Source organism: Streptomyces sp. 840.1 (assembly GCF_003751445.1).
GTDB lineage: Bacteria > Actinomycetota > Actinomycetes > Streptomycetales > Streptomycetaceae > Streptomyces.
In genome coordinates, this window is sequence record NZ_RJUU01000003.1 from 1,134,181 (window position 1) to 1,147,896 (window position 13,716).

Genomic DNA, 13,716 nt, shown 5'->3' on the forward strand with positions numbered 1-13,716 from the left:
GGACCATCACCGGTGGGGGCTCCGCGCGTGCGCGGGGCCCCCACCGGATTCAGAAGAGCGAAGGGGCGGCGTCCTGCGTGCCGTTCTCGAAGGCCAGCAGCCGCTGTTTGCGGTCGAGTCCGCCGCCGTAGCCGGTGAGGCTCCCCGACGCCCCGATGACCCGGTGGCAGGGCACGATGATGCCGACCGGGTTCTTGCCGTTGGCCAGCCCCACCGCACGTGAGGCGCCGGGCTTGCCGAGGTTCTCGGCCAGTTCGCCGTACGAACGTGTCTCGCCGTACGGAATCCGCTGGAGCTCCGCCCAGACGCTGCGCTGGAACGGGGTGCCGTAGAGGTTCAGCGGGAGGTCGAACTCCCGGCGCTCACCGGCGAAGTAGGCGTCCAGCTGCCGGATCGTCTCGGCGAACGGGCCGGGGTCGGGCGTACCGAAGGTCTCCTCGGGCGGGCGGTGGCGCTGAGCGGTCATGTAGAGGCCGGCGAGGACTCCGTCGGTGGCGACGAGGGTGAGCAGGCCGTAGGGGCTGTCGATCACGGTGTGCCGCCGGGTGGCGGCGATGGTGGCGCGTGCTGTGGTCACGATGGGCTTCCCTGTGCCGGAAGGTGGTTGATGGGGTGGTCGTCGACGGTCCACAGGTACTGGACCGCGTAGGCCCGCCAGGGCCGCCAGGCCGCCGCGCGGGCGGTGAGGGCGGCCGGTGTCGAGGGCAGGCCGAGCGCCTGGGCGGAGCGCCGGATGCCGAGGTCGGTCGGCAGGAAGGCGTCCGGATCGCCGAGCGCCCGCATGGCGATGACCTCGACCGTCCAGGGCCCGAAACCGGGCAGGGCGCCCAGTTCGGCCCGCACCTTGTCCCAGTCGGTGTCGGTGCCGAGCCGCAACGAACCGTCCGCCAAGGCCCCGACGAGGGTGGTGAGCGTCCGGCGGCGGCTGCGCGGCAGGGCCAGCTGCCCGGGGTCGAGTCCGGCGAGCGCCGCGGGGGCCGGGAACAGGTGGGTGAGACCGCCCTCCTGGTCGTCGACCGGCATGCCGTGCGCGGTGACCAGCCGGGCCGCGTGGGTGCGGGCCGCGGCGGTCGACACCTGCTGGCCGAGCACGGCCCGGACGGCGAACTCCGCGCCGTCGACCGTTCTCGGCACCCGCCGCCCCGGCGCCGCGCCGACCAGCGGGGCGAGCAGCGGGTCGGCGCGCAGTTGTTCGTCGACCGCGACCGGGTCGGCGTCGAGGTCGAGCAGCCAGCGGCAGCGGCTGATGGCCCGGGTGAGGTCGCGCGGGTCGGTGAGCGAGAGCCGGCAGGCGATGTGGTCGGGGTGCGGGGTGAGGGCGACGATGCCGTGGCCGTGGGGCAGGTCGAGCGTGCGGCGGTAGGCGCCGTCGCGCCACTCCTCCACGCCCGGGACGGCCGTCGCGGCGAGGTGTCCGAAGAGGTTGCTGGGGTTGAGCGGTGCGCGGTAGGGCAGTCGCAGCGCTATCACGCCGGGCGTGGCCGGGGGTCTCACCGGCCGGTTGGCACGGCTGCGCAGCTCGCCCGGGGCGAGGGCGAAGACTTCGCGGACGGTGTCGTTGAAGGTGCGGATCGAGGAGAACCCTGCCGCGAACGCCACCTCGGCCATGGGCAGCCCGGTGGTCTCGATGAGCACCCTCGCGGTCTGTGCCCGCTGCGCCCTGGCCAGGGCCAGCGGCCCCGCTCCCAGCTCCGCGAGCAGCTGCCGCTCGATCTGGCGGGCCGAGTACCCGAGCCGGGTGGCCAGTCCGGTCACCCCCTCCCGGTCGACGACCCCGTCCCGGATGAGCCGCATCGCACGGGCGACCGAGTCGGCGCGGGCGTTCCATTCGGGCGACCCCGGGCTGGTGTCCGGCCGGCACCGCTTGCAGGCTCGGAACCCGGCCTGCTGGCAGGCGGCCGAGCTCGGGTAGAAGGTCATGTTCTCGACCTTGGGCGGCACGACGGGACAGCTCGGCCGGCAGTAGATCCTGGTGGTCAGGACCGCCGTGAAGAACCAGCCGTCGAAGCGGGAGTCCTTGGACCGGACGGCCCGCACGCAGCGCTCGGTGTCGGTGTGCATGGTTCAAGGATGGGGCACCGGGGCGGGCGGAGCTGGCGGGAATCCGACATCAGCCTCGAGCTGCCTGCACCGCCCCGCGCCGCCCTGCCCCGCCGCCGCGCGCCTTCCTCCCCTCGCCCCGTTGCGTACTTCGCACGAGAATGGAACGGGGCGACCGCGGTGAGCGACGAGAAGGAGGCCCGAAGATGACGGACGCACAGGCGGCACCGCTCTGCTCCCACCTGGACCAGGTGCGGCGAGTCGCCCCGGACAGTGCCGACTCCTGCACGGAGTGTGTCGCCAAGGGCGACACCTGGGTTCATCTGCGCGTGTGCCCCACCTGCGGGCACGTCGGCTGCTGCGACTCCTCCCGCAACAAGCACGCCACCGCCCACCACTCCGCCACCGGGCACCCGCTCATCCGCTCCTACGAGCCGGGCGAGACCTGGTGGTGGTGTTACGAGGACGAGCTGACCTTCGACGTCGAGGGAGCCGGACCGGCCCGGACCGCCTGAGGGCGGGCGGCGGGAGGGCCGCTCAGTAGACGTCGCGGACGTAGCGCTTGTCGGCGGCGAGCTGCTTGACGTACAGGGCAGCCGCGTCGTCGTCGAGGCCGCCGTGGGCGACGGCGATGTCACGCAGCGCCCGGTCGACGTCCTTGGCCATACGCGCGGCGTCGCCGCAGACGTGGAAGTGGGCGCCGTCCCGGAGCCAGGACCAGAGCCGGGCGCCGTGCTCCCGCATCCGGTCCTGGACGTAGACCTTGGCGCGCTGGTCGCGCGAGAAGGCGGTGTCCAGGCGGGTGAGAGTGCCGTCGGCGAGGTACTCCGTCAGCTCCTGCTCGTAGTAGAAGTCGGTGGCCCGGCGCTGTTCTCCGAAGAAGAGCCAGTTGGGGCCGCGGTGGCGGCGGGCCCGGCGCTCCTGCAGGAAGCCGATGAACGGGGCGACGCCGGTCCCCGGGCCGACCATCACCAGCGGTGTGTCGGGGTCCGCCGGTGGCCGGAAGTGCGGGGCGCGCCGCACGGTGACGGATACCGGGGCGTCGGGGGCCGCGTCCGCGAGGAAGGGCGAGCACACCCCGCCCCGGGGGCGGCCGCGCGGGTTCTCGTACCGGACGACGGAGACGGTCAGGGACACCTGGTGGGGGTCGGTGAGCGGGCTGGACGATATCGAGTACAGGCGGGGCTGCAGCCGTTTGAGGGTGCCGGCCCATTCCTGCGGTGAGGCGCGGACGGGGTACTCGGCCAGGACGTCCACGGCCTGGCGGCCCCAGGACCAGCGGGCGAGTTCGCCCTTGTTGTCGGGGCGCAGCATCTTCTTCAGGACCCGGTCGCCGGTGCGTTCGGTGATGAACCCGAGCAGCGCGGGGGTGAGCGCGGTGATGTCGAGATGGCGGTGCAGCGCGTCGGCCAGCCGGATCCCGGCGAACCCAGCGACATCGACGGGGGCGTCGACGTCGAGACCGGTGACGGCCATCCATTCCGTCACCAGGCCGGTGCTGTTGACGGGGTGCACGGCGAGCGCGTCCCCGGCCTCGTAGGCGAGGGGGCCGTCGGCGCCTCGGGTGTCGAAGGTGAACCGGCGGACCTCCTTGCCCGCGCCGGGGAGGCTGAGGAGCCGGTTCCCGACCAGCCGGGCCGCGACGGGAAGCGGCTTGGCGCCGCGCGCGGGCGCGGCGGCTGGTGCGGTGACGGGTACGGGCACGGGGGCCGGAGCGGGGGCCGCAGTCGCGGGCGCCGGTGGCGCGGTGAGGCCGGTGAGGACCTGGTCCAGCCAGCTCAGCGCGGAGGGCTCGTAGTCGGGTTCGCAGTCGGTGCGCGGGGCCAGCCGGACCGCGCCCAGCTCGTCCAGGCGCTGGTCGAGGCGTCGCCCGTGGCCGCAGAAGTCGTCGTACGAGGAGTCTCCGAGGGCCAGGACCGCGTACCGCCTGCCGTCCAGGGGCGGGGTGTCGGCGGCGGTCAGGGCCTCCCAGAACCCGGACCCGTTGTCGGGCGCGTCGCCGTCACCGAAGGTGCTGGTGATCAGCAGGAGGTCGGCGGCGGCCGGGAGGGCCCTCGGGTCGGCGTCAGCCATGCCGACGAGCCGGGCGCGGTGCCCGGTCGCGGTCAGCCGGTCGGTGGCGGCCGTGGCGAACTCCTCGGCGTTGCCGGTCTGCGAGGCCCACAGCACGACCACCTCGCGGCCACCGGAGGGGTCAGCCGGCGCAGGTTCGTCCGAGGGCTGCGGGGCGCGTGAGTACATCCCGGCGAGGACACCGTTCACCCACCGCGCGTGGTCCCCATTGAACGGCGCACCGGCCGGCAGCACCGGAACGCCCGGGGCGCCCGACGGAAGGTCGGCGAGGAATCCGACCAGGTACTGGCGTTCGTGCTCCGCGAGGACCGGCGACGGTGTGTCCTCCAGCCCGAACACGGCCCCGGCACTTGCGCCCGCACCCGCGACGGGCCCCGGGACGGCCGGCAGCGGCCGCCCGGGTTCGGTGACGGGGGCGGCGCCCGGCGCCGGAGCGAGGCCGGGCGCGGCGGCGGCCTTCGCGAGCGTCACCGCGCACATCTTGAACTCCGGCTGGAAGGAGACCGGGTCCACCGCGTCGCTGGTCACGGCGTTGACGCAGCGGTACTCACCGAACAGGTCGTTCCAGTGGAAGGGCGCGAAGCAGCAGCCCGGCCGCACCCGGTCCGTGACGACGGCCGGGAGTACGGCCCGGCCCCGCCGGGAGGCGACCTCGACCGAGTCCCCCGCGACGATCCCGAGCCGTCCCGCGTCCTCGGGGTGCAGCTCGACGAACGGCGCCGGGTCGAGCCGGTTGAGCTGGGCGACCTTCCCGGTCTTGGTGAGGGTGTGCCACTGGTGCTGAAGGCGGCCGGTGTTGAGAACGAACGGGTAGTCGTCGTCCGGCATCTCGGCGGCCGGGACGTGCGGACGCGCGAAGAAGACGGCCCGCCCGCTCGCGGTCGGGAACACCGGGCCGCCGTCCTGTCCGAGGTAGCGGATCGGGTTGCGGTCGGGGCCGTCGGCCGTCGGGGCGGGCCACTGCACGGGCGTGGCCCGCAGCCGCTCGTAGCTGACCCCGCGCAGGTCGTAGCCGGTGCGTGGGTTCGCGGCGCGCTTGATCTCCTCGAAGACCTCCTCGGCGCTGCGGTAGCCGAAGGCGTCGGCGTAGCCCATCTCGCAGGCGATCCGCGCGATGATCCGCCAGTCGGCGAGGGCCTCACCGGGCGGGTCGACGGCCGGGCGGGCGAGGGTGAGGTTGCGCTCGCTGTTGATCATGACGCCCTCGCTCTCGCTCCACAGCGCGCCGGGCAGGACGACATCGGCGTAGGCGTTGGTCTCGGTCTCCGCGAACACGTCCTGGGTGATGACGAGTTCGGCCGCCTCCAGGGCCTCGATGACGGTCCGGCGGTTGGCGACCGAGGCGACGGGGTTGGTGCAGATGATCCAGCAGGCCTTGATCTCGCCCGCCGCCATCCGCCGGAACATGTCGACGGTGCCCTCGCCCGATCCGTCCTTGCGCACGGTGCCGGGTGCCAGGCCCCAGAGTTCGTCGGCGAAGGCGCGGTCCTCGTCCACGAGGACCGAGCGCTGTCCCGGCAGGCCGGGTCCCATGTAGCCCATCTCGCGGCCGCCCATGGCGTTGGGCTGGCCGGTGAGCGAGAACGGTCCGCTGCCCGGCCGGCAGATCGCCCCGGTGGCCAGATGCAGGTTGATCAGCGCGTTGGTGTTCCAGGTGCCGTGCGTGGACTGGTTCAGCCCCATCGTCCAGCAGCTCATCCACTCCCCCGCGCCGCCGATCCACTGGGCCGCCTGCCGGATGTCGGCCTCGGGGATGCCGGTGATCTCCGCGACGGCGGCGGGGTGGTAGTCCGCCAGGAACTCCGGCATGTCCTCCCAGCCCTCGGTGCGCTCGGCGATGAACGCGGCGTCCGTGTGCCCGTTCTCGTGGAGGAGGTGCAGCAGGCCGTTCAGGAGGGCGAGGTCGGTGCCGGGTCGGATCCGGAGGAAGAGGCCCGCCTTGTCGGCGGTGGCGGTGCGGCGCGGGTCGACGACGATCAGCCGGGCGCCCGCCTTCACCCGCTCCATCATGCGCAGGAAGAGGATCGGGTGGCAGTCGGCCATGTTGGAGCCGATGACGAGGAAGGTGTCGGCGTGCTCGAAGTCCTGGTACGAGCCGGGCGGGCCGTCGGCGCCGAGGGAGAGCTTGTAGCCGCTGCCCGCACTGGCCATGCACAGGCGGGAGTTGGACTCGATCCGGTTGGTGCGGACGAAGCCCTTGGCGAGTTTGTTGGCGAGGTACTGGGCCTCCAGGCTCATCTGCCCGGACACGTAGAAGGCGACGGCGTCCGGCCCGTGTTCGTCGATGACCGCCCGCAGCCGCCGGGCCGTTTCGGTGATCGCCCCGTCCACGCCGGCCGGTACGGGCTCGGCGCCCCGCTCGGGCCGGACCAGCGCGGTGGTCAGCCGTCCGGGGGCGGCGAGCATGTCGGCGGTCGTCGCGCCCTTGGTGCACAGCCGGCCGGAGTTGGCGGGGTGGGCCCTGTCGCCGGTTGCCTTGAGGACCTTGCGGCGGCCGTCGGGGCCTGAGCCGATGTCGAGCACCATTCCGCAGCCCACCCCGCAGTAGGAGCAGACCGTCCGTACCGTGGTGACGGCGGCCGACGAGCTCTCTGGGGGCACCGGGGGACCTTCCGTGGATCGGATCGTGGTGGTCCCGATAGTACGAACAGCCCATTACGCCGGTGTGACCCGGGCGGATCATGGGCGGTAACGCGCGCCGCACATCCGCCGGCCCGGTGCTGTGAGACGAGAAGGACGTCCTCGGCCCGACGGTTCAGGCGCGGGAGCGCAGCCGGCGCCACACCGCCTTCGCCGCGTGGTGTCCGGACATGCCGTGCACACCGGGTCCGGGCGGGGTCGCGGAGGAGCAGATGAAGACCGCAGGATGCGCTGTCGCGTACGGCACCCGGGCGAGCTTGGGACGGATCACGGTCTGCAGTCCCGCGAAGGCGCCGCAGGCGATGTCCCCGTCCACGTAGTTCGCGTTGCGTGCGGCGATCCGGGGCGGTCCCGCCACACAGCGGGCGAGCACCAGATCACGGAACCCGGGCGCGAAGCGCTCCAGTTGGCGTTCGATGACCTCGGTGGCGTCGCCCTCCCAGCCGGCCGGGACGTGCCCGTACACCCAGAACACCTGCTTGCCCTCGGGGGCGCGGGACGGGTCGACGAGGCTGGGCTGGGCGGTGATCAGGAACGGCACGCTCGGGTCGCGGCCGCCGACCGCCGCGCGCAGGGCGGAGTCGATCTCGCCGGCCGTGGGGCCGATGTGTACCGTACCCGCCCGGCGGGCCTCCTCGGCAGTCCAGGGGACGGGCCCCGACAGGGCGTAGTCGATCTTGAAGCAGGAGGCGCCGTAGCGGTAGCCCCGGTAGGCGTTGCCCAGACCGGCGATCCGGGCCAGCGCGGTCGGCGAGGTGTCGAAGATGTAGGCGCGGGCGGGCGGGAGCTCGTCCAGGCGCTTGACCTCCGTACCGGTGTGGATGACGCCGCTCTGTTCCCGCAGGTACGAGGCGAGGGCGTCGGAGATGGCCTGGGAGCCGCCGCGCGGCACCGGCCAGCCCTTCTCGTGCGCGGCCAGCGCGAAGAGCAGGGCGATTCCGCCGGTGGCGATGCCGCTGGTGGGGGCTATGGCGTGGGCGCCCAGTCCGGCGAAGAGACCGCGCGCCTTCTCGCCGCCGAAGCGGCGGGACAGCAGCGTGGCGGGCTGGATGGCGTCGAGGCCGAAGCGCACCCAGCGGTACGGGTCGCGCGGCAGCCCGTCCCACGGGGTGCGCAGGAAGTCCTCGGCGAGGCTGTCCCAGTGGCCGATGAACGGGGCGACGAGCCTGCGGTAGGCCCCCGCGTCACGCGGCCCGAGCGACATGGCGCTCTCCCCCACCGATGAGGCCAGCACGGCGGCGGACCCGTCCGGGAAGGGGTGGGCCAGGGCCAGCCGGGGCTGGATCCACTCCAGACCGTGCCGGGCGAGCGGCATCGCGTCGAAGGCGGGCGAGCCGATGCCCAGCGGGTGGACCGCCGAGCAGGGGTCGTGCCGGAAGCCGGGGAGGGTGAGCTCCTCGGTACGGGCTCCGCCGCCGACGGTCCGCCCGGCTTCGAAGACCTCCACGGTATGGCCTCGGCGAGCCAGTTCGGCCGCGGCGGTCAGCCCGTTGGGGCCTGCCCCCACGACGACTGCGTCAAGCATCGACGGCACCTTCGGACTCCTTTGTCAGCCGACGGTCGGAGCCCCAGGATATTCACAGGCGCCGGCGGCCCGGGTGCGGGTAGGGTTCCCGCTCGATGACCACACCGAACCCCGCGCGGCCGCCGCGCCCCGTCCCCCGCCCGGCAGCACCCACCGGCCCGCTCGCGGAGGATTCCGGGATGGGCCGGGCGATCGGCGCCATGGCCGGACAGCTCGTCGCCGTACCCGGGATCCACGCCGTCGCACTGGGCGGCAGCCGGGCCCGGGGCACCCACCGGCCCGACTCCGACTGGGACCTGGGCCTCTACTACCGAGGCGTCCCGGACCTGGCCGCGCTGAGCGCACTGGCCCACGAGGTGCAGGGCTCGGCGGTCGAGGTGGCCGGCCCCGGTGGCTGGGGTCCCTGGGTCGACGGCGGGGCCTGGCTGCGGGTGGACGGCACCCCGGTCGACTGGATCCTGCGCGATCTGGACCGGGTCGGGGCGGTCTGGGCCGACTGCCGCCAGGGGCGCTTCGAGGTGGGCGTCCAGCCCGGCCATCCGCTCGGCTTCTGGTCCCCCGCCTATCCGGGCGAGGTCGCGCTCGGGCACGTACTGGCCGATACCCGGGGTGAACTGACGGCGCTTCGGGCTGAGACGCTCGACTACCCCGAGCCGCTGCGCAGGGCCCTGGCCGACGCGGCCTGGGAGGCGGAGTTCTCGGTGGCGTCGGCCCGCAAGTCGGCCCCTTCCGGTGACCGGCTGCACGTGTCGCTCTGCCTGTCCCGGGCGTTCGGCATCCTCGCCCAGTCGCTGCACGCCCACCACCGCACCTGGTGCCTCAACGAGAAGGGCGCGCTGGCAGCGGCCGCCGCGCTGCCGGACACGCCCGCGGACTTCGCGGACCGGGCCGGTGAGGCGCTGCGGGGGCTGGACGCCGCCGCGGTGGAGACGGCCGCCGGAGTCGTGGCCGACGTACGGGCGGTGCTGGCCGGTACGTCCGACGGGGGCTGAGCCGCAGCCCCCGCCCACGCTCAGTCGCGCTGGATGGCCGTGACGCAGCGGGCCAGCAGGCTCCGCAGGGCGTCGCGCTCCTGCGGGGTGAACTCGTCGGCGATCCGGCGCTCGATCCGTACCGCCTGCTCGTCGGCCAGCCGCAGCGTCTCGGTGCCCGCCTCCGTCAGCCGGGTCTCCAGCATCTTCTGGTGCCACGGGTGGACCGACCTGGCGATCAGCCCGCGCTCCTCCAAGTGCTTGAGCACCGCGGCCATGGCCTGCGGGGTGACCAGGCAGACCCGGGCCAGCGCGGCGCCCGACATACCGGGGTGATCTGCGAGGGCGAACAGCGCCGCGTACTGGGCGACGGTGAGGTCGGCGCCCTTCAGCGCGGCGCTCTTGGCTGCCATGAGCGCTTGCTCCGCACGCTTGATGTCCGCGCCGAGACGGTCGCCGGCAGTCATTCCCATACCCGTGAGCGTACAGCCACGGACTTCTGACAGAACATGGATACATGACAACCATGGAATTTGAATCAAGCTCTTGATATAACTCAACCCATGGATACTCAATCCGCACACAGTGGTACGCCCGCCGTCTTCGGCGGAACCGTTCTCGTCACCGGTGCGACCCAGGGGCTCGGCCTGCACCTCGCCCGCGATCTGGCGGCCCGGGGCGCGACGCTGCTCCTGCACGGACGGGACCGGGCGCGGCTCGACAGGGCGGCCGACGAGGTGCGCGCGCTCTCGGCCGGTCGCGGCGGGGTCCGCACCTACCTCGCCGATCTGTCCGACCTGGACCAGGTCAGGTCGATGGCCGAGGCCGTGCGGGCGGCCGAGCCCCGGCTCGATGTGCTGGTCAACAACGCGGTGGCCGGCGGGGGCGCGTCCCCGCTGCTCCGCGAGGTGAGCGCGCAGGGGCATGAACTGCGGTTCGCGGTGAACTATCTGGCGCCCTGCCTGCTGATCGACGAGCTGCTGCCGCTGCTGGCCGCGTCGGCGCCGGCCCGGGTGGTCCAGGTGGCATCGGTGGGGCAGTCACCCGTCGACTTCGACGACGTCATGATGGAGCACGGCTACCAGGGCCTGGAGGCATACTGCCGGAGCAAACTCGCGATGATCATGTCGACGTTCGGCCTCGCCGCCTCGCGGACACCCGGCACCGGGGTCACGTTCAACGCCCTGCACCCGGCCCACCTGATGGACACCCGAGGGGTCCGCGAGCACGGGCTGACCCCGCAGGTCCCCGTCGAGGAGGGGGTACGGCCCACGGTCCGGCTGATCACCGATCCGGCGCTGGCCGGGGTCACCGGCCGCTACTTCGACCGCTTCACCGACGCCGCCGCCCATGAGCAGGCCTACGATCCGCAGGCCCGCGAGCGCCTCGCCGCACTGACCCGCGAGCTGCTGGGAGGCTGAGCGCCCCGCCCCGCGTCAGGCCCCGGCGCGCAGCGCGGCCAGGACGGTGTCGGCCGTGGCCCGGTCACGGGCGGCGGTGAAGGGCAGCTCATTGCCCCCGGCGATGCGGAACGGCGCACCGGAGAGCGTGGCCTGGGCGCCGCCCGCCTCGGTGACCAGGAGCAGCCCGGCCGCGTGGTCCCAGGCGTACTCCCAGTTGAAGGCGGTCGCCTCCAGGTCGCCGCGGGCGACGCCGAGGTATTCGAGGCCGGCCGATCCGCAGGGGCGGGCGTCGATCCCCCCGGTGCGCAGGCCCAGCAGGGCGCGCTTCTGGGCGTCGGTGGTGTAGTCGGGGTGGGACATCGCGACCCGCAGGTCGGCGCCGGGCTCGGGCGAACCGGCCTTCAGGGGAGCGCCGTTGAGCGTCGCTCCCCGGCCCCGTACGGCCACGGCCATCTCGTCCAGGGCGGCGGCGTACGTCCAGGAGGCCAGGATCTCGCCGTGGTGGGCGAGGGCGACCAGGGTGCAGAAGCCGGCTTCGCCCCGGACGAACTGCCGGGTGCCGTCGACCGGGTCGACGATCCAGACGGGTGCCTCGCCGCTCAGCGCCCCGTACACCGCCGGGTCGGCGTGGACGGCCTCCTCGCCGACGACGACCGAGCCGGGCAGGAGCCGGCTCAGGGAGGCGGTGAGGTGTTCCTCGGCCAGCCGGTCCGCGGTGGTCACCAGGTCGTGCGGGCCGTTCTTCTCGACTATCTCGTGCGCGGCGAGCTGCCGGAAGCGCGGCACGATCTCGGCGGCGGCCGCTGCGCGGACCGCCGCCTCGACCTCGGTCAGGTCCCCGGCGAGGAAGTCATCGATCATGCCCCCAGCTAAGCACGCGGGTCCGGGGCGCCGACGACCTGGTCATGACGGGTGGGTGACCGGCCGGGGACGGGGGCGGGTCAGCGGCCGACGGCGTACCCCTGCATTCCGCGCGGGTTGGCGGCCGCGGACAGGATCCCGGTGCGCGGGTCGCGGGCAACCGCGCACATCCGGCCCTCGGACCACGGGTCGCCGACGGTGACGTCATGGCCGCGGCGGCGCAGCCCGGCGACCACCTCCGGGTCCGTGCCCTCCTCGACGGTGACGCTGCCGGGGTGCATCGCGCGCGGGAAGAAGGAGCCGGGGAAGCTGTCGTTGTGCCAGTTCGGGGCGTCGACGGCACCCTGGAGGTCGAGGCCGCCGCGGACCTCGGCGCGCAGGGCGACGGCGAGGAAGAAGTGCAGCTGCCACTGGTCCTGCTGGTCGCCGCCCGGGGTGCCGAACGCCATGACGGGGACGCCGTCGCGCAGGGCGAGGGACGGGGTCAGGGTGGTGCGGGGACGCCGCCCGGGGGTGAGGGAGTTGGGCAGGCCCTCCTCCAGCCAGGCCATCTGGAGGCGGGTGCCGAGCGGGAAGCCGAGTTCGGGGACGACCGGGTTGGACTGGAGCCAGCCGCCGCTGGGCGTCGCGGAGACCATGTTGCCCCAGCGGTCGACGACGTCCACGTGGCAGGTGTCGCCCCGGGTGGCGCCGCCCGGGGTGACGGGCGGCTCGCCGGTGCGGTCCACGGTCTGCGTGGGCTCCCCGGCGCCCTCCTTCGCGACCGTCGGCTCTCCGGCGCCGGCGGCGGCCAGGCCCGTCGCGTCGAAGCCGTCGGCCACGGCGCGGGCGTGCTCGCTCAGGACGGGGGTGCGCCCGTCGGGGCTGCCCGGCCGCAGCTCGCGTGAGGCGTCGTCGGTGATCAGGGCACGGCGGGCGGTGTTGTACGGCTCGGAGAGCAGGGTCGCGAGCGGGACCTCGGCGGCGTCGCCGTACCAGGCCTCGCGGTCGGCCATGGCGAGCTTGCAGCCCTCGATGAGCAGGTGGACGTACTCGGCGGAACCGTAGCGGGGCAGTTCGGCGGGGAGCAGGGCGAGTTGCTGGAGGAAGGCGGGGCCCTGGCTCCAGCCGCCGGCCTTGGCGAGCGTCCAGCCGTTCCAGTCGTAGGTGGCCGGGGCCTCGTACGAGGCGGACCAGCCGGCCAGATCGGCGGCGGTGAGGGTGCCGGTGTGGCGCTCGCCGCTGGTGTCCATGGTGGGTACGGCGGCCTGACGGACCAGGGCGTCCGCTATGAAGCCCTCGCGCCAGATCGTGCGGGCCGCCTCGATCTGCGCGGTGCGGTCCTCGCCGCCGGCCGTCTCGGCCTCCGATATCAGCCGGCGCCAGGTCGCGGCGAGGGCCGGGTTGCGGAAGAGCTCTCCGGACTTCGGGGATTCGCCACCGGGCAGGTACACGGCGGCGGAGGACGGCCATTCGGTCTCGAACAGCTCGCGGACGGTCTCGACGGTCCGGCCCACCCGCTCCACGGGTGCGTGGCCGTCCTCGGCGTAGCCGATGGCGTACCGCAGCACCTCGGCGAGGGTCCTGGTGCCGTGGTCGCGCAGCAGCAGCATCCAGGCGTCGAAGGCGCCCGGTACGGCGGCGGCGAGCGGTCCGGTGCCGGGGACCAGACCGAGGCCGAGCGAGCGGTAGTGGGCGACGGTGGCACCGGCGGGGGCCGGGCCCTGACCGCACAGCACCCGGACCTCGCCGTCCACGGGCGCGAGGATCATCGGCACCTCGCCGGCCGGTCCGTTCAGGTGCGGTTCGACGACGTGCAGGACGAATCCGGCGGCGACGGCGGCGTCGTAGGCGTTGCCGCCGCCCTCCAGGACGGCCATCGCCGACTGCGAGGCCAGCCAGTGGGTCGAGGACACCATGCCGAAGGTGCCCTGGAGGGTCGGTCGGGTGGTGAACATACGGCTCTCACCTCGCTGTTTACGCGCATCGGACGGTCGAACCCGCACTCAGGACCGGGCCCGGGAAGAATCTGGGGAGTTGGGACCGGCACTCTCCTCCGCCCACTCCCCCAGCAGGCTATCGATCGCCCTGCGCCCCTTCTTCCCCGCCTCCAGAACGAGGGATGCGTACGTGTGCCTCAACACATGGAAATCGTCCTCCGGCGCGTTCCCGTACTTCGTTGTCAGTACGCGGCGGAACTTCTTCCGCTCCCTGTCCGATTCAG

General features: G+C 73.6%; 10 protein-coding genes. 3 read left to right on the forward strand and 7 right to left on the reverse strand.

The features are described 5' to 3' along the window. Nucleotides 1–49 precede the first annotated feature (49 nt). Both EDD93_RS37425 and EDD93_RS37430 read right to left on the reverse strand, forming a co-directional pair. A complete protein-coding gene (locus EDD93_RS37425) occupies nucleotides 50–577 on the reverse strand; it encodes a methylated-DNA--[protein]-cysteine S-methyltransferase (protein WP_123531128.1) in 528 nt (175 codons plus the stop codon). Then, a complete protein-coding gene (locus EDD93_RS37430) occupies nucleotides 574–2,061 on the reverse strand; it encodes a DNA-3-methyladenine glycosylase 2 family protein (protein ID WP_123531130.1) in 1,488 nt (495 codons plus the stop codon). The genes EDD93_RS37425 and EDD93_RS37430 overlap by 4 nt, the downstream gene beginning before the upstream one ends. Nucleotides 2,062–2,246: 185 nt before the next feature. On the opposite strand from EDD93_RS37430, the gene EDD93_RS37435 reads away from it, so the two are divergent. Next, nucleotides 2,247–2,555, forward strand: a complete 309-nt coding sequence (locus EDD93_RS37435; protein WP_123531132.1) for a UBP-type zinc finger domain-containing protein — start codon at nucleotides 2,247–2,249, stop codon at nucleotides 2,553–2,555. A 22-nt stretch (nucleotides 2,556–2,577) separates the two neighbouring features. On the opposite strand, the gene EDD93_RS37440 is transcribed toward EDD93_RS37435, so the two are convergent. Both EDD93_RS37440 and EDD93_RS37445 read right to left on the reverse strand, forming a co-directional pair. Further along, entirely contained in the window at nucleotides 2,578–6,639 is a 4,062-nt protein-coding gene (locus EDD93_RS37440; RefSeq protein WP_398906612.1) for a molybdopterin-dependent oxidoreductase, read from the reverse strand. Nucleotides 6,640–6,868: 229 nt separating this feature from the next. Next, the gene (locus EDD93_RS37445; protein WP_123531136.1) at nucleotides 6,869–8,287 is read right to left on the reverse strand and encodes an NAD(P)/FAD-dependent oxidoreductase; all 1,419 of its coding nucleotides are present in this window, start codon (nucleotides 8,285–8,287) and stop codon (nucleotides 6,869–6,871) included. 170 nt (nucleotides 8,288–8,457) lie between these two features. Here EDD93_RS37445 and EDD93_RS37450 point away from each other — a divergent pair, with 170 nt between their 5' ends. Then, the gene (locus EDD93_RS37450; protein WP_123531138.1) at nucleotides 8,458–9,270 is read left to right on the forward strand and encodes a nucleotidyltransferase family protein; all 813 of its coding nucleotides are present in this window, start codon (nucleotides 8,458–8,460) and stop codon (nucleotides 9,268–9,270) included. A 20-nt stretch (nucleotides 9,271–9,290) separates the two neighbouring features. Here the strand turns inward: EDD93_RS37450 and EDD93_RS37455 are convergent, their stop codons facing one another. Next, the gene (locus EDD93_RS37455) at nucleotides 9,291–9,722 is read right to left on the reverse strand and encodes a MarR family winged helix-turn-helix transcriptional regulator (protein WP_260256113.1); all 432 of its coding nucleotides are present in this window, start codon (nucleotides 9,720–9,722) and stop codon (nucleotides 9,291–9,293) included. Nucleotides 9,723–9,812: 90 nt separating this feature from the next. Between EDD93_RS37455 and EDD93_RS37460 the strand changes: the two genes are divergently transcribed. Beyond that, entirely contained in the window at nucleotides 9,813–10,670 is an 858-nt protein-coding gene (locus EDD93_RS37460; protein ID WP_123531142.1) for an SDR family NAD(P)-dependent oxidoreductase, read from the forward strand. Between the two features lie 15 nt (nucleotides 10,671–10,685). On the opposite strand, the gene EDD93_RS37465 is transcribed toward EDD93_RS37460, so the two are convergent. Beyond that, nucleotides 10,686–11,513, reverse strand: coding sequence for an inositol monophosphatase family protein (locus EDD93_RS37465; protein WP_123531144.1), 828 nt, complete (start codon nucleotides 11,511–11,513; stop codon nucleotides 10,686–10,688). Nucleotides 11,514–11,593: 80 nt separating this feature from the next. Next, a complete protein-coding gene (locus EDD93_RS37470; RefSeq protein ID WP_123531146.1) occupies nucleotides 11,594–13,450 on the reverse strand; it encodes a gamma-glutamyltransferase family protein in 1,857 nt (618 codons plus the stop codon). Nucleotides 13,451–13,716: the final 266 nt, after the last annotated feature.

Coding starts and splice junctions, on each gene's coding strand:
- EDD93_RS37430 (WP_123531130.1), bottom strand. CDS start 2,061: ATGCACACCGACACCGAGCGCTGCGTGCGGGCCGTCCGGTCCAAGGAC.
- EDD93_RS37435 (WP_123531132.1), top strand. CDS start 2,247: ATGACGGACGCACAGGCGGCACCGCTCTGCTCCCACCTGGACCAGGTG.
- EDD93_RS37440 (WP_398906612.1), bottom strand. CDS start 6,639: ATGGTGCTCGACATCGGCTCAGGCCCCGACGGCCGCCGCAAGGTCCTC.
- EDD93_RS37450 (WP_123531138.1), top strand. CDS start 8,458: ATGGGCCGGGCGATCGGCGCCATGGCCGGACAGCTCGTCGCCGTACCC.
- EDD93_RS37455 (WP_260256113.1), bottom strand. CDS start 9,722: ATGGGAATGACTGCCGGCGACCGTCTCGGCGCGGACATCAAGCGTGCG.
- EDD93_RS37460 (WP_123531142.1), top strand. CDS start 9,813: ATGGATACTCAATCCGCACACAGTGGTACGCCCGCCGTCTTCGGCGGA.
- EDD93_RS37465 (WP_123531144.1), bottom strand. CDS start 11,513: ATGATCGATGACTTCCTCGCCGGGGACCTGACCGAGGTCGAGGCGGCG.
- EDD93_RS37470 (WP_123531146.1), bottom strand. CDS start 13,450: ATGTTCACCACCCGACCGACCCTCCAGGGCACCTTCGGCATGGTGTCC.